Origin of the sequence: Ferrimonas balearica (assembly GCF_019802055.1) — a bacterium.
Classification (GTDB): Bacteria; Pseudomonadota; Gammaproteobacteria; order Enterobacterales; family Shewanellaceae; genus Ferrimonas; species Ferrimonas balearica_A.
Window position 1 is genome coordinate 255,767 of sequence record NZ_JAHVHW010000004.1, and the last position, 19,525, is coordinate 275,291.

The following is a 19,525-nucleotide window of genomic DNA, read 5'->3' on the forward strand; positions in this document are numbered from 1 at the left end:
CTACAAGGTGCTGTATTTTTCACGCAGCCGCTGACGGATGTACTCAGCCAGGGTGTTGAAAATAAAAGTAAAAACAAAGAGTACAAAGGCGGTCAGGAACAGCACCCGGTAGTGGGTGCTGTCAATGGCCGATTCCGGCATCTCCACCGCAATATTGGCGGCCAGGGTGCGCATCCCCTGAAAGATGTTCCACTCCATCAGCGGGGTATTACCGGTGGCCATCAGCACGATCATGGTCTCCCCCACCGCTCGGCCAAAGCCCATCATCACCGCGGAGAAGATGCCGGGGCTGGCGGTCAGAAGCACCACACGGGTCAGGGTTTGCCACTGGGTTGCCCCCAAGGCCAGAGAGCCATTGATCAGATGACGGGGCACGGAGAACACCGCATCTTCCGCAATGGAGAAGATGGTGGGGATCACGGCGAAGCCCATCGCCAGCCCCACCACCAGCGCGTTGCGTTGATCAAAGGTGATCCCCAGGGTGTTGGTGACGAAGCCCCGGGCATCGCCCCCCATCAGGTAGAGTTCCAGGTAGGGACTGGCGGCCATCACCAACCAGCCCACCAATAACAGCAGTGGCAACAGCAGCAGTTCCCGGTATTCCCCCCACTGACTGTTTCGGATCCACTCCGGTGATTTGTGCCAGGCAAAGGCCGCCACCAGCATGGTCAGGGGCAAGGCCAGCAACAGCAGGATGATCCCGGGCAGATTGGCTTCCACCAGCGGCGCCAGCCAGAGTCCCGCCAGGAAACCCAGAATCACCGTGGGCAGCGCTTCCATGATCTCCACCGTCGGTTTGACGAAGCCACGCACCTTGGGAGACATAAAGTAGGCGGTGTAGATGGCTCCGGCAATCGCCAGGGGCACCGCAAACAGCATGGCGTAAAGTGCCGCCTTCAGGGTGCCGAACGCCAGAGGCATCAGGCCCAGCTTGGCTTCAAAATCGTCGGAGCCTGAGGTGGATTGCCACACATGAGCGGGCTCGGGATACCCCTCGTACCACACCTTCTGCCACAGTGCGCTGAACGACACCTCCGGATGCGGGTTGTCCACCTGGAATACGCGAATGGTGTCACCGCTTTGCAGCACCAGACCATTAGAGCGTGGACTAAAGGCGGCGTCATGCAGTCGCTCTCCGTCGAAACGGACATCAAGCAGTTCCCGCTCCGACGTGGTGTAGTACAGCGCCACGCCACCCTCGATGTCGCCAACGGCAAAACTCTTGCGGAAGTACTCGGTGGTCAGCGCGGTAATGGGCGCGCCATGGTGGAAATCGCGGATACGGGCAAACTGGCGACCCTCGGGGGAGTTCACCATAAACCACTGGCTGACCACGCCGTTGTCGTTGGCCACCAGCAGAGAACTGGCGCCCGCCAGCAGGGCGATATCGGTGATTTGAGCCCCGGGCTCGGCGGCGACAAGCTGCTGGGTTTTCGCCACAGAGTCCAGGTTGCGGATATTCCAGACACCGACCTCGTTGTTGGCCAGCACAAACAGCTGACGCTGATCGGGGCTGATCAGCAGTTCATCCACCGAAGCGGGCAGACGAGGCAGGGTGACGTCGTCACGAACCCAGGTGATCTCATCGGTCAGGAAGTCCACTTCCGCCGCCAGCCGGGTCAGGGTCATCTGCGCATCGTCTGCGCCCGCCCAGACAAAGGTGGTGGCATCGTCGTTGCGCTCAAACGCCAGTGCCGAGATCGCTTCGCCATCGGCATCCAGCGTAACCAGAGCGTCCCCCAGGGGATAACGTACACCGGGATGGATGGTGCGGATGTCATTGGGGTAACTGATATCAAACTGGGCCTTGGCCACCAGCACCTGGCCATTATCCAGCCCCAGCGCCGCCGTTGCTGTGGCGGGTTGGGAGAGCGCGCTACTGGCGATCTGAACCCCATCCGGCACCCCCAGGGGTAAACGCATTGGCTCACCGCTGTCCAGTGGATAGAACTCCGCCTCCCCGCCTCGGTTAAAGCGATAGGCCCAGGCGTTGGCTTCATCCAGCCCTAACTTGATGGTAGCGGCTTCGGAGATCGGCTCCATCTCGGCACGGGGCATGATGCTGGCGCTTTTGAAGGAGGGGGCAACAACGTAGAGCAGGTAGAAAAAGATCAGGATAAGCGCCACCAGCACCATGATACCGCCTGCGGTGATGCTCAGTTCAGCCAACTTGTCTTTGATACGGCGACGCTGACTGCCTTTAAACCGTTCTGCGCTCGCGACTTCCATCCCTTTCCTTTCGGCCCGCTGCGGGGTGCTCTTTAATACGATGCGGCATTATATGTCGTTTATATGACAGTCCGGTGACATACACCGGCGACTTGACCCCGATCACGCTTGTGCAGAATACCAGAGGTAACCTATAGATATCATTGGCAAATACGAAGGCTTATTGGGTCGAACCTAAGCCAAAGTCGCGATGGATCCCGAAGCAAGCGGTGATAGTATCGTCAGTATCATGTCGGGATTTCATCTGGATGACATCTTGATGACCCAGACTGCCGCGACGTACACACCTTCAGGGACACTAAGGGGCACCATGTCGGCACAAATCACTTTTCCCTACCTGGACAAAGAACTCAGCTGGCTTTCCTTTAACGAACGGGTGCTGCAGGAAGCGGCTGACCCGGAAAACCCGGTAATCGAACGGGTTCGTTTTCTTGGCATCTTTTCCAATAACCAGGACGAATTTTTCCGGGTGCGGGTGGCGGACCTGCGCCGCCGCATCCTGATCGCGGAGGCCAAAGGGGGTGGCCAGGCGGCCCGCACCCTGATGGCGGAGATCAACGCCAAAGTAATGACCCTCCAGACCCAGTTTGACGACATCTACCGTCAACTTCTGCTGGACCTGGCCCGACGTAACATCTTCCTGGTCAACGAAACCCAGTTGAGCGAAGGCCAGGGGAGATGGCTTAAGCGCCATTTCCGCGACAAGATCCGCCGCCATATCATCCCCATCCTGCTGACCAAGGACACCGACCTGGATATGTGCCTGGAGGATGGCATCACCTATCTGACCACCGAGATCCGCCATCAGGACAAGGTGCGCTACGCCTTTATCCCGGTGCCCTCCGGTAAGCTAGCCCGCTTTGTGCAACTGCCCTCTGAAGGCAGCAAAGCCCGTAAGACACTGATCCTGCTCGACAACATCATTCGCCACTGTCTGGCTGAGCTGTTCGACGGCATCCTGGAGTTCGATTCCCTGCGCTGTTACTCAATGAAGCTGACCCGGGATGCGGAGTATGACCTCTCCGATGAGATTGAATTGAGCCTGCTGGAGAAGATGTCCTCCGGCCTGAAGCAGCGACTCACCGCCGAACCGGTGCGTCTGGTCCACGACCGGGAGATGCCGGAAACCATGCTCGATATCCTGCGTGAATCACTGGGGGTAGCCAGTTACGACTCCGTGACCCCCGGGGGCCGCTACCACAACTTCCGGGATTTTATGTCCTTCCCGAACCCGGGCCGCAAATACCTGGAGCACAAAAAGCTGCCGGCGCTCTCCACCCGGCAGTTCACCGACTTCAAAACCGGTTTTGACGCGATCACCGCAAGTGATGTGCTGCTCTACTACCCCTACCACAAGTTCAGCCACCTGACCGAGTGGCTGCGCCAGGCCGCCTATGACCCCGCCGTTAAGGTCATCAAGATCAACATCTACCGGGTGGCCTCCAACTCCCAGGTGATCAACGCCCTGACCGACGCCGTCAAAAACGGCAAAGACGTTACTGTGGTGGTAGAACTGCGCGCCCGTTTCGACGAAGAGGCCAATATCGAGTGGGCCCGCCATCTGACCGATGCCGGGGTGAAGGTCAACTTCGGTATCCCCACCCTGAAGATCCACTCCAAGCTGTGCCTGATCAGCCGGGTGGAGCATGGGGAGATGGTGCACTACGCCCACATCGGCACCGGCAACTTCCATGAGAAAACCGCCAAGGTCTACACCGACTTTGCGCTGTTTACCCGCGACCCGGAGCTCACCCGGGAGGTGGAGGCGGTGTTCGATTTTATCGAGCACCCCTACCGTCGGGTGAAGTTCCAGCACCTGCTGGTCTCACCGGTGGACGCCCGCCGCAAGCTCTACAGCCTGATCGATCGGGAGGTGCAAAACCGACTGGCGGGCCAACCGGCTGGCATCACCCTGAAGGTGAACAACCTGGTGGACACTGGCCTAGTCAAACGACTCTATGACGCCTCCCGCAATGGCGTTCGAGTGCAGTTGATCATCCGCGGCATGTGCGCGCTGCTGCCCGGAGTGCCCGGCGTGTCGGAAAACATCAAGGCGATCTCCGTGGTCGACCGCTTCCTGGAGCACCCCAGGGTGATGGTGTTTGAAAACGGGGGAGACCCGAAGGTGTTCATCACCAGCGCCGACTGGATGGGCCGCAATATCGATAACCGTATTGAGGTAGGGTGTCCCATCTATGCCCCCCACCTGAAGCGGCAGATCCTGGATATCCTGGCCATTCAATGGCAGGACACCACCAAGGCACGGGTGTTGAACCGGGCGCAGGACAACGAGTACGTGGCGCGGGGCAACCGGAAAAAGGTGCGCAGCCAGATCGCCATCTACGATTATCTGGTGGAAGTGGAGCAAAAGCCTTTGGCACTCTGAAGTTAAGCCTCTGAACGGTAACGCCATGCCACAGACTCATCGACCCGCCCAGGTTGGCGCCACCATCGCCGCCATCGATATGGGCTCCAACAGCTTTCACCTCGCGATCGCACGGGTGATGGAAAACAACGTGCAGATCCTTCACCGGGTCAAGCAGCGCGTCTCTCTGGCGGAGGGGATGGATAAGGCGGGTAACCTCGCCGACGACGCCATGCAGAGGGGACTGGAGTGCCTGGAGCAGTTTGCTCAGCGATTGCAGGAGAGTCAGATCAGTGACCTTCGCCTGGTCGCCACTTATGCCCTGCGCCAGGCCCCCAACCGCAACACTTTTCTCAAGCAAGCCCGCCTGATTCTCGACCAACCCATTGAGGTGATTGCCGGACGCGAGGAGGCACGCCTGATCTTCCACGGCGTCAGCCACGCCGAGGAGTTGGATGTGCCCACCCTGGTGATCGACATCGGCGGTGGCAGCACCGAACTGATCATCGGCCAGGATGGCGAACCGTTTCAGCTGGAGAGCCTCAACATGGGGTGCGTCAGCTTCCAGGACCGGTATTTCGATCAGGGCAAACTCAGCATCAAGCGGTTTGAAAAAGCGATTCTGGCGGCGCAGCAACGGTTGGAACCCCTGCTGGAGCGCTACCAGCAACAAGGGTGGCAGGCCGCCCTTGGCACCTCTGGCACCATCAAGGCACTGACACAGGTCTGCCTTCAGGAGTTTGAGCAGCCACTGATCACCCGAAAATCCCTGGAGAAGCTGGTGAGTAAACTGGCGGATGCGGGTCACATCGACAAGATGGGGATGACCTACCTGTCCGAAAGCCGACGGCCGGTACTGCCTGCAGGATTGGCCGTGTTGCTGGGGTGCTTCCGGGCGCTGGAGATCCAGGAGATGGGATTCTGTGACGCGGCGCTTCGGGAAGGGGTGATCTTTGAGATGGCCAACCGGGCTCCCCAGCCTTCGGTGTGCCAGCACACGGTGGAAGCGATGCAGCGGCTTTATCATGTGGACGTGCGCCACGCCAAGCGGGTGGCGGACACCGCGTGTCACTGCTATCGCGCCCAATCCAGCGCAGACGACGCCTTGGAGGAGTTGCTGTACTGGGGCGGACAGCTTCATGAGGTGGGATTGGCACTGAACTCCAAAGGGGTACAGCGCCATTCCGAGTACATACTGGCCAACAGTAATATGGCCGGATTCTATCTGGAGCAGCAGCAACTGCTCGCGTTTCTCGGACGTTGGCACCGCAAACGGCTGGACGAGTGCGAACCGCCCAACCTGGAACTGGCCAAAGGCAGTCAGATGCTGGGCTTGTTGGTCTGTCTGCGCCTGTCGGTGATCTGGCACCTGGGTCGCCGCCACCATGTTGCCCTGCCCACGCTGACCTGGCAGAAGCGAGCAGTACACCTCACCCTGCCGGAAGCGTTAACCGATGATGCCCTCCTGTTGGCGGACCTGGAACAGGAAGCGGAGCACCTGCACTCCATCGGCTGGCAACTGAGTTGGGGAGAGTAACCGGGAGCGTCATTACGCTTGTCCGCCACCCTCTCTGAGTATCCATGTCCGGGCAGCGACCGGCGGAAATCGGTTACCGATTAAAAGGGTAAGCGTGCCCTGACAGGCAGAGAAAACGAAGAAGCCCGCGTCTCAGACGCGGGCTTCACTCTCTCAGCGATTCATCATCGCCAGGATCGCCTGCCACTCCGTTTCCGTAACCGGCTGGATGCTCAGTCGGCTGCGTTTGACCAACACCATCTCGGACAGCTCCGGATTGGCTTTGATGGACGCCAGACTGATCAGGGGCAGATGCTGCTCATAGGAGACGTCCACCATGATCCAGCGCGGGTTGTCTGGGTCTGACTTGGGATCGAAGTAGGGGCTCTCGGGATCAAACTGATAGGGGTCCGGGTAAGCTTCCCTGGAAACCGTCGCTATCCCCGCCACGCCGACATGCTTGCAGGAGGAGTGGTAGATAAACACCTTATCCCCCACCTTCACCTCATCACGCATCAGGTTGCGGGCCTGATAGTTCCGAACGCCCTCCCAGCAGCTGGTGCCCTGGGCTCTCAAGGTATCGATAGAGAAGGTATCCGGTTCGGTTTTAAACAGCCAGTAAGCCATAGCGTTGATCATGAAAGAGAAAGGGACTTCAGTGTAACCGAAAGCCCAAGGGAGCGCCCTCAAAGCAAAACGCCCCGCATCAGCGGGGCGTTGCTTACCAATCCGAGGCGTTACAAGGGAATACCCAGTCGCTCGAGATCCTTGGCGATCACCGTTTGCGGCAGGGGCACATAGCCATCCTTCTGGACAACCTCCTGCCCCTGTCTGGACAGCATAAACTTGATGAACTCCGCCACCATCGGGTCCAGCGGGCGGTTGGGGTGTTTGTTGACGTACACGTAGAGGTAACGACTCAGGGGGTACTGGCCACTGGCCGCATTGGCCGCTGTAGCTTCCACAAACTCAGAACCGGACTTGGCCAGCGGCACCGCACGTACGCCTGCGGTTTTGTAGCCGATGCCGGAGTAGCCAATGGCGTTCAGCGAGGTGGAGACCGACTGCACCACGGATGCGGAGCCGGGCTGCTCGTTGACGCTGGGCTTAAAGTCCCCTTTACACAACGCTTTCTTCTTGAAGTAACCGTAGGTGCCGGACACCGAGTTGCGGCCATACAGCTGAATGTCCCGATTGGCCCAGGAACCGCTCAGGCCCAGATCACCCCAACGACTCACCGGACTGCCGCCGCAGCGCAGGGTGGAGGAGAAGATCCCATCCAGTTGCTCAATGGTCAGCCCCTCAATGGGGTTGTCCTTATGGGCAAATACCGCCAACGCATCGATGGCCACACGAATGGGAGTCGGCTTGTAGCCATAGCGCTTAATAAAGGCTTCCTCTTCATTCGGCTTCATCTTACGGCTCATCGGCCCGAACTGGGAGGTACCCTCAGTCAGCGCCGGTGGCGCAGTGGAGGAGCCCGCGGCCTGGATCTGGGGATTGATGTTGGGGTATTGCTTGCGGAACTCCTCGGCCCACAGGGTCATCATGTTGGCCAGGGTGTCGGATCCCACCGAGGAGAGGTTCCCTGCCACCCCGCTGGTTTTCTGATAATCCGCCAGCGCCGGGTCGATGGCGGCAGCCGAGGAGGCACTGAAAAGACCGGCAAGAGTCAAACTCAAAGCGCCGACGAGGTGTTTGATTTTCATAAGTAACTCCAGAGTTATCCGGTATCGGGTTACCAATCACAAAGGCAGTATCGGCAGGGCAGATGACAATTCGGTGACAGTTTGATGTCGCAATAATGAACAGCGGAGTCAGCTGGCTTTTCTCGGCACCACCAGGGTAGCAGGCAGTTCGAAGGCAAAACGGCTGCCCTTACCCACCACGGATTGGATCTCCAGCTGACTGTTGTGGTGGTTCAGCGCATGCTTAACGATGGCCAAACCCAGGCCACTGCCCCCGGTATCCCGTGAGCGCGCCTTATCCACCCGGTAGAAGCGTTCCGTCAGTCTGGGCAGATGCTCCGGAGGGATCCCCTCGCCCTGGTCCTGAACCTCAAACCGGGCCCGCTCGCCATTTCGGGACCAGCTGACCCGGATCTCTCTTCCGGGCGGCGTATAGCGGATGGCGTTCTGAACCAAGTTGGCGCAGGCGCTGTGCAGCTGCATCTCGTCACCAAAAACCTTCAGGTCCGGATCCACCTCAAACACCAGTCTGTGACTGCCGGAGGCCAAGGATTCCCCCTCTTGCTGAAGGGTCGCCATCAGGGCAGGAACATCAACAATATGCTCCAGATCGAGATCCGTCGCCGACTCGATTCGTGAGAGGGTCAGCAGCCGGTCAATCAGGGTTTTCATCCGGATCGACTGCTCCTCCATCGCCTTGAACTGCCGCCCCTGCATCGATTCCGGCTCGCAGGTCATCTGCATCATCTCAACATAGCCCTGCAGCACGGTAAGGGGCGTTTTCAGCTCATGGGAGACGTTAGCAACAAAGTCCCGGCGCATCTGCTCCAACTGGCGCAGGCGGGTCACATCCCGGGCAATCAGCAGGCGCTGGCTGTCGCCATACGCCATAATCCGCACCTCAAGCAGCCAGCTGCCATTGACCGGGGAGACCAGCTCCAACGGTTCGGAGAAGCGGCGTTTGTTCCAGTACTTAACAAAGCGGGGATGGCGCAGCAGATTGTGGATGCGGTTGCCGGCATCCTGAGGCCAGCGGATCCCCAGCAGGTGCTCCGCCAGGCGGTTACTCCAGAGGATCTGCCCCTCCGGCCCCAACACCATGGCAGCGTCAGGCAACGCCTCGGCCCCTTCCCGAAACCGGGACAAAAGGCGGGCCAACTGGGCGCGTCGACGACGGTTCTTGCCCTGAAGCCGGTAGATGCCATTGAAGATCGGTTCCCAGCTGCCACTGCCATGGGGCGGTGTCAGGCGGCGGTCATGCCACAGCCAGTGGGCCAGTTTATTGAGGTGACGGTAGTGCCAGAACAGCAGTAACCATGAGCCGATAAGCAGAGCAAGGGCCAGCTGATCCAGCAGCAGGCCCAACAGCGCCCAGGGGGCCATCCACATCACCAGCTTCAACAGCAAACGGTAGCCGGAGTAGGACTCAAACATGTTTTACGTCCAAGTAGGTTTGCCCCATGAACCCTCAGATTTTGGTGGAAAAGCGGTAACCGGCCCCACGGACGGTCTGAATCAGCTTATCGTGCCCGGTTTCCTGAATCGCTTTGCGCAAGCGGCGGATGTGAACATCGACGGTGCGATCTTCCACGTAGACGTTGGTGCCCCAGACGTTATCCAGCAGTTGCTCACGGCTGTATACCCGCTCCGGGTGCGTCATAAAGAAGTGCAGCAGACGGAACTCGGTCGGCCCCATGTCCAACCCCTGCTCCTCCACCGTCACGCGGTGGGAAACCGGGTCGAGGCGCAATCCCTGAACCTCGACTGCCTCCTCCAGACGAGTCGGCGCGGAGCGGCGAAGTACCGCTTTGATGCGGGCCACCAGCTCCTTGGGAGAGAAGGGCTTTGTGATGTAGTCGTCGGCGCCGACTTCCAGGCCGCGAACCCGATCCTCCTCCTCACCGCGAGCGGTCAGCATGATGATGGGGATCTGACGGGTGTGTTCGTCCTGACGCAGGCTCTTGGCCAGTTGGATCCCGCTGCCACCGGGCAGCATCCAATCCAGCAGGACCAGATCGGGGTACGGTTCGCTGATGGCGCTGAGGCCCTGGTCATAATCCGCCGCACTGGTGGTGCGGAACCCGTGCTGCTCCAGCACAAAGGTCAGCATTTCGCGAATGGCGGATTCATCTTCAACAATCAGGATATTGGCAGTCATAACAGGCTTTTGGATCCACGAGTGACAGTTCGCGGATGATTATCTGTCCAACAAATGACAGAAATATGAATTCCTGACAAGGAGTGTAATAAAAAGAGGGCCCAATGGCCCTCTTTTTACCGGTTGCGACAATAACTCAGAAGTCGTAGCGCAGGCCGACGGCAAACACGCTGTCGTTGTCCTGAGTGTCGTAGCTGGTACCGGTGTAGTAGGCGTTCAGACGCAGCTGCTTGGACATCTTGTGTTCTGCACCCACGGAGTAAACGGAACCGGAATCGGCAAACTTGTTCCTGCCATCCGCATCCTGGTACTGGGCTTTCAGCTTGGTGGCACCCAGGCTGTAGGCGGCAGACACCATAAAGCCGTCATAGGATGCGCCGGTGGAGACTTTTTCCTGGTCGTTGTACATGGCGCCCAGTTCGAAGCCAGCGATCTTACCGCCAACGGTGACACGGAGTACGTCGTAGTCGTGCACTTTGCTGTCGTAGGCCACAGCCGCGTAGAAGGGCTGCTTCTTGTAGTTGGCGTCACCCACCATACCGGCTACGGAGAAGCCGCTTTCGCCCAACTGCTTACTGTCCCCTTCCGCAACGTAGGTGACTTCCGCAGTGAACAGGTTGGCGATGCTCGGCGTGGCGTAGGAGATCTGTTGGGAAGCACGGTTCTCACCACGGAACAGGGCATTGATATCCCCTTCGTAATCGCTGAACTGATCAACCTTGCCCTGAGAGCGCTTCAGCGCGGTGTCGCGGCGACCGATGGTGGTGGTACCGAAGCCGCCTTTGAGGCCGATAAACTGGTTACGGTTGGAGAACACGTCGCTGCCGTCAACCACGTTGATGCCAAACTCCGCCTGGTAGATGGCTTCCAGGCCCTGGGAGATCTCATGGCTGCCCTTCACACCCAGGCGGGAGGAGTGGGAAGCGATACGGGTTTCACCCTCGCTGTTGTCACCACCCAGGTCAGCATACTGAGCGGTCAGGTTCAGGCGGCCGTACACGTTCACATCGGCGGCAGCGGTAGCAGGCAGGATTGCGGCAGCCACAGCGGCAGCCAGGAAAGTGCGATTCAGAGACATGATTTCTATTCCTTGTTAAACGGGTGTTTTCCGGTTCAGGAGAAAACGCCGCAAAGTGTGCCAAGGCTTTGTGACAGTTAAATGTCAACCCGCCGTGACAGTTTTGTGACAATCCTGAGCGGCATTCAATAGCATTAACACCCGTTTAACAAGGGGTTGTTCGAACTTATCGCTCAACAACGCGTAACTGACTGGTGCCCCCTCCTGCGGCGCTCAACTGCACTCTCGTGCCGATTCGCTCAACCAGTGTCTGCACATGGGAGATCACCCCCACCTGACGCCCCGCTGCCTGCAACGCATCCAGGCAGGAGAGGGCCATTTCCAGAGAATCCGGGTCCAGAGTACCGAACCCCTCATCGATAAACAGGGAGCCGATCCGCCCGCCTCCGGTGGTCAGGGCCGACAGCGCCAGGGCGAGGGCCAAGGACACCAGGAAGGTCTCCCCGCCGGACAGGCTCTCAATGGCCCGGATCTCCTCTCCCATATCGCCATCCACCACCTGCAGATCCAGGCCGTTGCCCGGGGTTTGCTGCAATCGGTAACGGGGCGCCAGCTCCGCCAGCTGGGTGTTGGCCAACTGAAGTAACTGCGACAGGGTCAGGGACTGTGCCATCGCCCGGAAGCGACTTCCGTCGGCGGAGCCGATCACCTCTTTCAGCTCCAGCCAAACCCGACAGGCTTGCTCCGCTTCCAGCGCCTGTGCGCTCAGTTGTGCGGCCCGCTCCTTCAGGCTGGCCTGCTGCGCCTGCCGATGACGACGCTCAAACTGCTGCCGTTCCAGCACCGCCAGCACCTGTTTCAGCTGCGCCAGGTCCGTCGCATCAAATTCGCTTTCAGCCAGCTTCTGCAGCCATTGGGCCTGAGCTGTCTGATGGCTGGCCTGCCGCTCCGCCAATGCCGCAATGGCGCCCTGATGGTCTCGGCGCGCGCCCTCGCACGCCAGATGGTATTCGGAAACGCGTTGCTGCTCAGCGTGTCGCCAGGTGTGGTCCCGCCCCATCAGGGCCAGAACCTGTTGCTCAGCCAATCCCAGCTCCTGCAACAGGGCACTCCAGCGCGCCACGCACTCCCGTCGCTGCGCCTGCTGTGCCGCCCGACTCTCCTCAAGCTGAGTCAGGGCGGAGGCCAACGCCGCCTGCTCTGTTCGTGCGCCATTCAGCGCCTGCTCCGCCTCAGTCAATGAGGTCTGAGCCCGTTTCCAGGCATCGGACAGACGTTGATGACGCGCCTCCAGCGCCTCCCCTTCCAGGCAGCGCTGAAGCGCCCCCTCCAGTTGTTCCGCCAGCTCATCGAGCTCCGCACGCTTGGGCTCCAGCACTCCGATGCTGGTTCGTTGCTCCTGCAACGCCAGTGCCAGCGTCTGACTCTCTGTCTGCCAATGCTCAAGCGCCTGTTCCAGCTCAGTCAATCGGGCTTGGGCCCGGCTCAGCTGCTCCAGCTCCCGGTCCAGCTGCACCACCAGTGGCGGCAGTTGAGCCGGATACTGAGCCAGTTCAGACCAGGGCAGTTGAGGCAACACCGAGGCCAGTTCCCCCTGCTCCGATTTCAGTGCCGTTTGCAGTCGGGCCAGTTCCGCCTCCAACTGGCTCTGACGCTCCTGCCCCTGCTTCACCGACAGCTCCCACTGATGGTGTTGCTGCTGTGCGCTCGCCAAACCCTGGCGCAACTCCTCCAGTTGCTTCTGGAACTGGTTATCCTGCTGCTGCCACTGGCGCCACTGCTGCTGCTGACGATGTGCCTGAGTCAGCGCCTGCTCCAGTTGCTGGTAGGTGTGATGCAGTTGGCTGGGGGAGAGCCCCTGCCATTGCGGGTGCGCCTCAAGCACGCCCTGTTGCGCCTCCCGCAGCTGAGTCAGGGCCTGAGACAGCTCTTGATGTTCCCGCTGCCACTGCTGGGCATTGCGTCCGGCTTGCTCCGCCAGCGCCAATCCCCGGTGCAGAGTGGCCCGGTCACGCTCAATCTCCAGCTTCAAGGCTTCCAGTCGCCCTGCCATTCCCGAGAGCACCGCATCAACGGCCGGACGCTGGGACGCATAGGGATGGTCGGTGCCACCACAAAGGGGACAGGGCTCGCCGTCCTCAAGGATGGGGCGATACTGTTCCAGCGCCAATGTGGCCTGAGCCTGCTGGATTTGATGCTGAACTTCAGTAAATGCGATGGTATTGGCTTCGATTTGCCGCTCCAGCTTTTGCCGCTGCGGCTGCCACTGACTCTGCTGTTCGGTCAGCTCGGTCAATGCCTGCTCCAGCGCCATCCGGCGACGCTCCTCGGGCTGCAGGCGCTTCTCCAGCTCCAGCAGATGCACCAGGTGACGGAGGGTCTGCTCCTGCTCTGCCAATGACTCTGCTTCCCGGTTTTCCGGCTCCTGTGCACGCCATTCGGAAAGCGCCTGGGCCAGCGTCCCTTCCTCCCGGTTCAGTCGATCTCGCAGTTGGGTCAGCTGATTCAGCTCCGCCTGCTCCTGTACCAGCGCAGGCTGCAGCTGCCGCAGCTGTTGCCGTAACCGGTGCCACTGCTCGCTGTCCTGGCCCAGTGCCAGCAGCCGTTTCTGCCACTGGGGCCACTGACCGGCCAACGCAACCAGCTCCGGGTGCCCTTCACGGAGTTGCTGCAACTGCTGACGCTCCTGCTGCAGGGCAGCAAGTCGATGCTGTTGCTCCGCAGCCTGGGCTTCACTCTGCTTCAGCGCGGCCTTTAAGGGGTCAAGCCGGGACTGCAACTGGGTCAGTTCCTGGCTGACGCCCTGCTGCTGTCTCAGCAGCTGCTCCGCCTCGCCTCTCTGCCCCTGCCAGCGTTGCCACCCCTGCTCCGCCTCGGTAAAGGCGGCCTGAAGAACCGGCAGTTGACCCTCCAACTCGGCCATGCGCGCCTGGTTGGCCTGACTGGCGTCCCGCTGACGCACCAGCTTGGGCTCCGACTCTGCCATGGCCACATCCAGCTGGCTCAACTCCTGATAGAGGGGGCGGGCAGACTGCACCCGGTCAAACACCTGGAGCTGCTCCGCCAGGGCGTCAAACTCCCCCTGCCGGGCCTCAAGCTCCGCCACCTTGTCTGCAGCAGCCTGGATCCGAACCTCTTGACCCTGGCACTGCTCTGCCAGAGTGGTGACTCTTCCCGCTTCGGCCAACAGCCCCTGGCCCCTTTGCAGCGTTTCGGTGAGCGCAGTCAGCTCTGCGGCCAGCGCCGCCAGCGCCTCCTCATCCATCAGTTCGAGGCTGTCCCGGGCCTCCAGCAGCTTATCCAGCTCCTGTTCCGCCCGGCGCCCCCGCTCAAAGGCGGCGCTGCCGATGCGGCTGTAGATCTCCGTGCCCGTCAACCGCTCCAGCAGTTCAGAGCGGGCTTTCGGAGTCGCTTTCAGAAACGCGGCGAAGTCCCCCTGAGCCAGCAACACCGCGCGGCGGAACTGGTCCCAACTCAGCCCAATTTTGGTCTCAATGCTCTCCAGCACCTCGGTTTTTTTGCCGCTCTCTACCTTGCCGGTGGCCAGGTGGGTGAGGCTCATCTCCTGGCTCTGCAAACGGCCATCAAGCTTGCCCCGGGCACGACGTACGGTCCAACGGGCCCGGTAGCGGTCGCCGTCGGTGCCGACGAAATCCACTTCGGCCCACCCTTCCGCCTTACCCCGGCTCAGGATCTGCCTGACGTCGTTGCTCTTGATCCACAGCTTGTTGTCCCCATCACGAGCCCCGACTTCTGCGCCCTGACGGCCGGTGGTGTAGCGCGGCGTCTGGTCATAGAGCGCCAGACAGAGAGCATCCAACAAGGTGCTTTTGCCCGACCCGGTGGGGCCGGTGATGGCAAACAAGCCGGACTGAGCCAGCGGCCCCTCCGCCAACTCAATATCAAAAGGACGAGCCAGGCTGGCCAGGTTCTCGCCCCGAATGGCCAAAATCTTCATGCCTGCTCCTCCATCTCATTCAGTAACTCAGAGAACGCGGCCATCAGGGTCGGCGCAGGGTCTTCGCCAAAGCGGGACTGATAACCGCTGACAAACACCTGCTCCGGGGTCAGCTCAGACAGCCCCTCCGCCAGGGCGGTGGTGGATTCCTCCTGCCCCGGGTGGGTCACCTGGATCCGGGCCAGACGTACCGCCCGGCCATCCAGCGCGGCGGCCACCTGCTCCCGCAAGCGGGGCTCCGGTTTGTCGAGGGCTATGCGGACTTCCAGCAACGGCTGGGTGGCCAAGGGCGCCTCAGGCAGATCCAGGGCGGCGATCGCCTCCAGCACATCAGCCAGTGGCGCAGGCTTGGCGGGCACCCTGAGGATCTCCACGGTCCGGGGTACCCGCAGTGCCTCATCCGATTGCAGCTGGTTGCCATCGAAACAGAGCTTTCTCACCTGATGGGGGTAATGCTCCTCCGCCAGAGAGAGGGGGATGGGACTGCCGCTGTAGCGCACCTTACCGGCCTTATCGACCCGTTGCGCTTTATGAAGATGCCCCAAAGCCAGGTAGTCCAGAGCGTCGGGGAAACCGGAGACCGGCAGGGCATGTTGGTTGCCGCCGAGGATTCGACGCTCCGACAGTTCCGACAGCTCGGTGCCCGCCAGATAGGCGTGACCGGTGGCGATCAATGCCTGATGAGGCTCCGATTTGGCCTGCATCAACTCTGCGCCCTGCTGATACAAGCGGGTTACGCCAGCGATCAGTTTGTCCTCAGCCTCATTAAGCGCCGGGTCCGCCAGGTTCAGGTCGGCACTGCGCAAGAACGGCAGTGCAAGGCACCAGGCGGCCACATCTCCGCTGGCATCGGTCAGCGGCAGGATCAAGCGCGACCAGTCGGGCTCCCCCTCCTCTGTGCGGGGGAGCTGACCAATCACCGTGATGCCAAAGCTCGCCAGCAGGCTGTGAGGCGCATCCAGCTTAGCGGGCGAATCGTGGTTGCCCCCCACCAGGATCAGGTCAAGATTGGGCATCCTGCGTCGGCAATCTGCCAGAAAGCGATACAACATCTGCCAGGCATAAGCGGGCGGGTTCGCACTGTCGAAAATGTCCCCGCAGATCAGCAGGGCATCCGCCTGCTCCGCTTCCAGGGTGTCCAGCAGCCAGGTGAGGAACTGCTGGTGTTCATAGGCGCGGCTATGGCCGTGCAGTAACTGGCCCAGGTGCCAGTCAGCGGTATGAAATAGGTTCATAAATCAGGGTGTCAGAGGGGCAACGTCGTTAGGATACCAAGCGAATGGCGCTGGCGTCAGCGTTGGAATTTGCTCGGGATAGCGCTTTTCCCCTACACTGCCGCCCCATCGAATATGCAAGCAGACAGGATCCCCTATGTGGTTTAAAAACGCGTTGCCCTATCGCCTGACCAAGCCAACCGAGTGGCAGGCGGATGAACTGGAGCGGCAGATGGAGGCACTGACCTTCACCCCCGCTGGCAGCCAGGAGATGAGCAAACTGGGCTTCGTTGCCGCATTGGGACCCAAGGTAGGCGGTGGCCTGGTTCATGTCGCCGACGGCAACCTGCTGATCGCCATCGAGAAAGAGGAGAAGATGCTCCCGGCCTCGGTGATCAAGGAGGAGCTGGACGAGCGCGTTGGCCAGTTGGAAAACGAACAGGGCCGTCCCGCTCGTAAGGCGGAGAAGGAAGCGATGAAAGAGGACATCGTGGCGATGCTTCTGCCCCGTGCCTTCAGCCGTCGCAAGCGTATCCGCGCCCTGATCCTGCCCCGTCAGCAGTTGATCCTGGTGGACAGCTCCAGCGCTGCCCGCGCGGAAGAGCTGCTCTCCCTGCTGCGTCAGGCGATCGGCTCTCTGCCGGTGGCCCCGCTGATGCCTAACACCCTGCCGGAAGAGGCGATGACCGATTGGGTTCGCACCGGCAACATCGGCAATAACCTGACTCTGCTGGAGGAAGCGGAGCTGAAGAGCCTGGCGGAAAACGGCGGCAGCGTGAAACTGAAAGATCTGCCGCTGGACAGCGACGAAGTCACAGCGCACCTGGATGCCGGTCTGCTGGCGGTCAAAGTGGGTCTGGACTGGGCCGAGTCGGTCAGCTTCGTCTTGAACGCCGACCTCTCCGTTAAACGGATTAAGTTTGCGGATGTGCTGCAGGATCAGAACGACGACATCGACAAGGCTGACCTGGCTGCCCGCCTGGACGCTGACTTTGCCCTGATGTGTGGTGAGTTTGAGCGGATGTGGCCGGATCTGATGGCCGCCATGGGTGGCGTTGACGAAAGCATCTAAGCCCGGCTTATGTAAATACCCACCTGCTATGCAGGTGGCTTTGATTAGCCCCCTTTAAGGGGGCTTTTTGTTTTCGGGGATGCCACAGGCATGTGATTCTAGAGGCACCATTACCCCCTGTTGCCGGGAGCGGCCCGGCGGCCGCCAGAAGGGCTATCGCCCCTCTGGACTCCCCTTTGCCTCCGGCGCAGCGAATGCCCCTCGCTCCCTCTCCTTCCCATTTCAGCTCTGGCCAGACTCGATTCCATGCTCGGCTGGCCACTCGGGCCTTCCCTGGCCCTCGGCTTCATTCCCAGTCGCTCACGCTCGGCGCCGCGAGTCGGCGAAGGTGGACGGCTTTCGCCGTGACAGACCGGCGGACAACATCAAGATGGATTCGATTTGGTGGCACATCTGCTTATCCGTTTCGAAGACTATTAAGCAATCCCAACTCTACGGACAAAAGCCCGAGCTAACGATTACCATCCCCCCATAGGAGCGGGTTTAAGACTCGCAACAGAAAGGGAGCGCCATGGCGCTCCCTTTTTTCATTCCGCTGCTGGTCACTTATCAAAGGGCCAGTCCACGCCCAGCCAGTCAGCGAAGCGGGCTTTTTGCGGCTCGGTCGCCGATTCCAGCGGCACGATCTTCGCGTTGCCATCCGGCTCGCTGCCCAACACCAGCTTCCGCTCCATCAGGCGATCACGGCGAAATACCGTGACGGTAACGGCTTGTCCCGGTTGGTACTGCGCCAACGTCTGGGTCCAAAGCTTGCTGTCGTAACGCTGGCCATCCACTGCCACCAGTTGATCCCCTGGAGTCAGACCCGCTTCCCAGGCCGGACCGTCCCGACGAACTCGGGTCAGGGTACCTTTGCCATCCTCTCTCAGCCCCAGATCCAGCTTCTGCTTATCCGCCAGCTTCAACTGCAGACCAGCCTGAGCCAGCAACCCGTCGATATCCAGCTGCAGCGGACCATCGATGTGGCTTTGCCAGAAGGGCATCACGTCTCGCTGACCCAGTTGGCTCAGCAGGGACTGAAGAGAGCGGTTGTCATAGGCGTCAGGCAGACGGTGGTCCTGGTAGAGGGCACGGTGCAGCGCATCGATGCCGCTGCCGCCTTCACGCAGCCAGAAATCCAGCGCCCAGTTGGCCAGAAAACCCTCTGAATAGATGCTGACGCTATGGTTGGTGCCGTAATCCCCACCACGGGCGATCCAGTTGTCGAAACTGGCTTCCGCCACACTCTGCTGCTCCCGACCCGGTGTCGCCTGATGACGCACCAGTCGTTTGGCCATGTCCTCGAGGTACTCCTCTACCGTCATCACGCCAGCCTGTACCAGCCAGATATTCTGAAGGTAGCTGGTGCCCCCCTCCGCCAGCCAAAGCAGCGGGGTGTAGTTGTCGGACTGATAGGCGTAGGGCACCAGTCCCTGGGGACGGTACGCCTTCACATTCCAGGTGTGCACCAGCTCATGGGAGGCGGTGGCGATAAAGCTCAGATACTCTTCACGCTTGGCGAACGTCCAGCGGGGACGCTGGATCACCGTGGAGTTCAGGTGCTCGGTGGCCCCCCGGACACCGGTGGTGGCGTGCACCATAAAGACGTAACGCTCATAGGGGTAGTCGTGACCGAAGTAGGCACCACCGGCGGCAACCAGCGCTTTGAGGTCCGCCACCATCTGCTCGGTGTCGTAGTTCCCCTCCCCCCAGATCACCAACTCGTAGTTACGACCATCCACCTCAAAGGCAAAGTCCTGGTGGATGCCGGTCTCAATCGGGCTGTCCACCAACACATCGTAGTTGGGGGCGACAAACTGATGCTCTCCCTCTGAGTCCATACCCGACACACTGCGCCAGTCTTTGGGCACATTCAGCTCAACGCTCAGGGGCTCATTGCGAAACGCCGGGCTGTACATAAACACGCCGGACGCATCCAGGTAGGCGTGAGTGTCATCGATGTGGCGGCTGCGATCCCCCAACTCCGTGGCATGCACCTGGTAGCGAATGGTCACTTCGGAGGGGTTTTCAAGCGCGATAGACCAGGTGGCCCGGGCCGTCTTCTGCCATTTCAGCGACTGGCCCTTACCATCCACCGCATCAAACTGACGGATCCCATCCGCCATCGGCAACAGCTGGTAACGACCGGTTCGCCAGTTCGGCAACTTCACTTCCAGCGCGCCTGCCTGGGCCATGGGGAAGGTCGCTTCTACGGTGGCCAGATGGTGGTCCGGGCGGTCGATGTCGATGTGGTATGCCACGTCGGCCCAGGCTGGCGCAGCCGCGCAAACCATCGCCATCAGGGCCCCTGATAACGTCCTCATATCA

Annotated in this window: 12 protein-coding genes; 3 read left to right on the plus strand and 9 right to left on the minus strand. The window is 60.6% G+C overall.

The annotated features are described in order from the left end of the window. A complete protein-coding gene (locus KUV52_RS02075) occupies window positions 1-2,229 on the minus strand; it encodes an ABC transporter permease subunit (protein WP_222524275.1) in 2,229 nt (742 codons plus the stop codon). Window positions 2,230-2,539: 310 nt separating this feature from the next. On the opposite strand from KUV52_RS02075, the gene ppk1 reads away from it, so the two are divergent. After that, window positions 2,540-4,615: a polyphosphate kinase 1 gene (gene ppk1, locus KUV52_RS02080; RefSeq protein ID WP_222524276.1), complete on the plus strand. Its 2,076-nt coding sequence runs from the start codon at window positions 2,540-2,542 to the stop codon at window positions 4,613-4,615. 25 nt (window positions 4,616-4,640) lie between these two features. Continuing rightward, window positions 4,641-6,131, plus strand: coding sequence for an exopolyphosphatase (gene ppx / locus KUV52_RS02085; protein ID WP_222524277.1), 1,491 nt, complete (start codon window positions 4,641-4,643; stop codon window positions 6,129-6,131). Between the two features lie 153 nt (window positions 6,132-6,284). On the opposite strand, the gene KUV52_RS02090 is transcribed toward ppx, so the two are convergent. The 7 genes from KUV52_RS02090 to KUV52_RS02120 all read right to left on the minus strand — a co-directional run bounded on the left by KUV52_RS02090 (window position 6,285) and on the right by KUV52_RS02120 (window position 16,167). Then, entirely contained in the window at window positions 6,285-6,737 is a 453-nt protein-coding gene (locus KUV52_RS02090; RefSeq protein WP_222524278.1) for an EVE domain-containing protein, read from the minus strand. A 110-nt stretch (window positions 6,738-6,847) separates the two neighbouring features. Next, entirely contained in the window at window positions 6,848-7,819 is a 972-nt protein-coding gene (locus tag KUV52_RS02095) for a PstS family phosphate ABC transporter substrate-binding protein (protein ID WP_222524279.1), read from the minus strand. 108 nt (window positions 7,820-7,927) lie between these two features. After that, window positions 7,928-9,232 (minus strand): phosphate regulon sensor histidine kinase PhoR, encoded by a 1,305-nt coding sequence (gene phoR / locus KUV52_RS02100; protein ID WP_222524280.1) that lies wholly within the window; start codon window positions 9,230-9,232, stop codon window positions 7,928-7,930. A gap of 34 nt (window positions 9,233-9,266) precedes the next feature. Next, window positions 9,267-9,956, minus strand: coding sequence for a phosphate regulon transcriptional regulator PhoB (gene phoB, locus KUV52_RS02105; protein WP_222524281.1), 690 nt, complete (start codon window positions 9,954-9,956; stop codon window positions 9,267-9,269). 136 nt (window positions 9,957-10,092) lie between these two features. Then, on the minus strand, window positions 10,093-11,034 hold the full coding sequence (locus tag KUV52_RS02110) for a porin (protein ID WP_222524282.1): 942 nt from the start codon (window positions 11,032-11,034) through the stop codon (window positions 10,093-10,095). A gap of 166 nt (window positions 11,035-11,200) precedes the next feature. Next, complete coding sequence (locus tag KUV52_RS02115; RefSeq protein ID WP_222524283.1) at window positions 11,201-14,932, minus strand: AAA family ATPase; 3,732 nt, start codon at window positions 14,930-14,932, stop codon at window positions 11,201-11,203. Then, window positions 14,929-16,167: an exonuclease SbcCD subunit D C-terminal domain-containing protein gene (locus KUV52_RS02120; RefSeq protein ID WP_222524284.1), complete on the minus strand. Its 1,239-nt coding sequence runs from the start codon at window positions 16,165-16,167 to the stop codon at window positions 14,929-14,931. The genes KUV52_RS02115 and KUV52_RS02120 overlap by 4 nt, the downstream gene beginning before the upstream one ends. 136 nt (window positions 16,168-16,303) lie before the next feature. On the opposite strand from KUV52_RS02120, the gene rdgC reads away from it, so the two are divergent. Beyond that, entirely contained in the window at window positions 16,304-17,218 is a 915-nt protein-coding gene (gene rdgC, locus KUV52_RS02125; RefSeq protein ID WP_222524285.1) for a recombination-associated protein RdgC, read from the plus strand. A gap of 542 nt (window positions 17,219-17,760) precedes the next feature. On the opposite strand, the gene KUV52_RS02130 is transcribed toward rdgC, so the two are convergent. Next, window positions 17,761-19,521: a M61 family metallopeptidase gene (locus KUV52_RS02130; protein ID WP_222524286.1), complete on the minus strand. Its 1,761-nt coding sequence runs from the start codon at window positions 19,519-19,521 to the stop codon at window positions 17,761-17,763. Window positions 19,522-19,525 lie beyond the last annotated feature (4 nt).

Bases quoted from the DNA above. Each gene is read 5' to 3' on its own strand.
- KUV52_RS02090 (WP_222524278.1), bottom strand. From the start codon at position 6,737: ATGGCTTACTGGCTGTTTAAAACCGAACCGGATACCTTCTCTATCGAT.
- KUV52_RS02115 (WP_222524283.1), bottom strand. From the start codon at position 14,932: ATGAAGATTTTGGCCATTCGGGGCGAGAACCTGGCCAGCCTGGCTCGT.
- rdgC (WP_222524285.1), top strand. From the start codon at position 16,304: ATGTGGTTTAAAAACGCGTTGCCCTATCGCCTGACCAAGCCAACCGAG.
- KUV52_RS02095 (WP_222524279.1), bottom strand. From the start codon at position 7,819: ATGAAAATCAAACACCTCGTCGGCGCTTTGAGTTTGACTCTTGCCGGT.
- phoR (WP_222524280.1), bottom strand. From the start codon at position 9,232: ATGTTTGAGTCCTACTCCGGCTACCGTTTGCTGTTGAAGCTGGTGATG.
- KUV52_RS02130 (WP_222524286.1), bottom strand. From the start codon at position 19,521: ATGAGGACGTTATCAGGGGCCCTGATGGCGATGGTTTGCGCGGCTGCG.
- ppx (WP_222524277.1), top strand. From the start codon at position 4,641: ATGCCACAGACTCATCGACCCGCCCAGGTTGGCGCCACCATCGCCGCC.
- phoB (WP_222524281.1), bottom strand. From the start codon at position 9,956: ATGACTGCCAATATCCTGATTGTTGAAGATGAATCCGCCATTCGCGAA.
- KUV52_RS02110 (WP_222524282.1), bottom strand. From the start codon at position 11,034: ATGTCTCTGAATCGCACTTTCCTGGCTGCCGCTGTGGCTGCCGCAATC.
- KUV52_RS02120 (WP_222524284.1), bottom strand. From the start codon at position 16,167: ATGAACCTATTTCATACCGCTGACTGGCACCTGGGCCAGTTACTGCAC.
- KUV52_RS02075 (WP_222524275.1), bottom strand. From the start codon at position 2,229: ATGGAAGTCGCGAGCGCAGAACGGTTTAAAGGCAGTCAGCGTCGCCGT.
- ppk1 (WP_222524276.1), top strand. From the start codon at position 2,540: ATGTCGGCACAAATCACTTTTCCCTACCTGGACAAAGAACTCAGCTGG.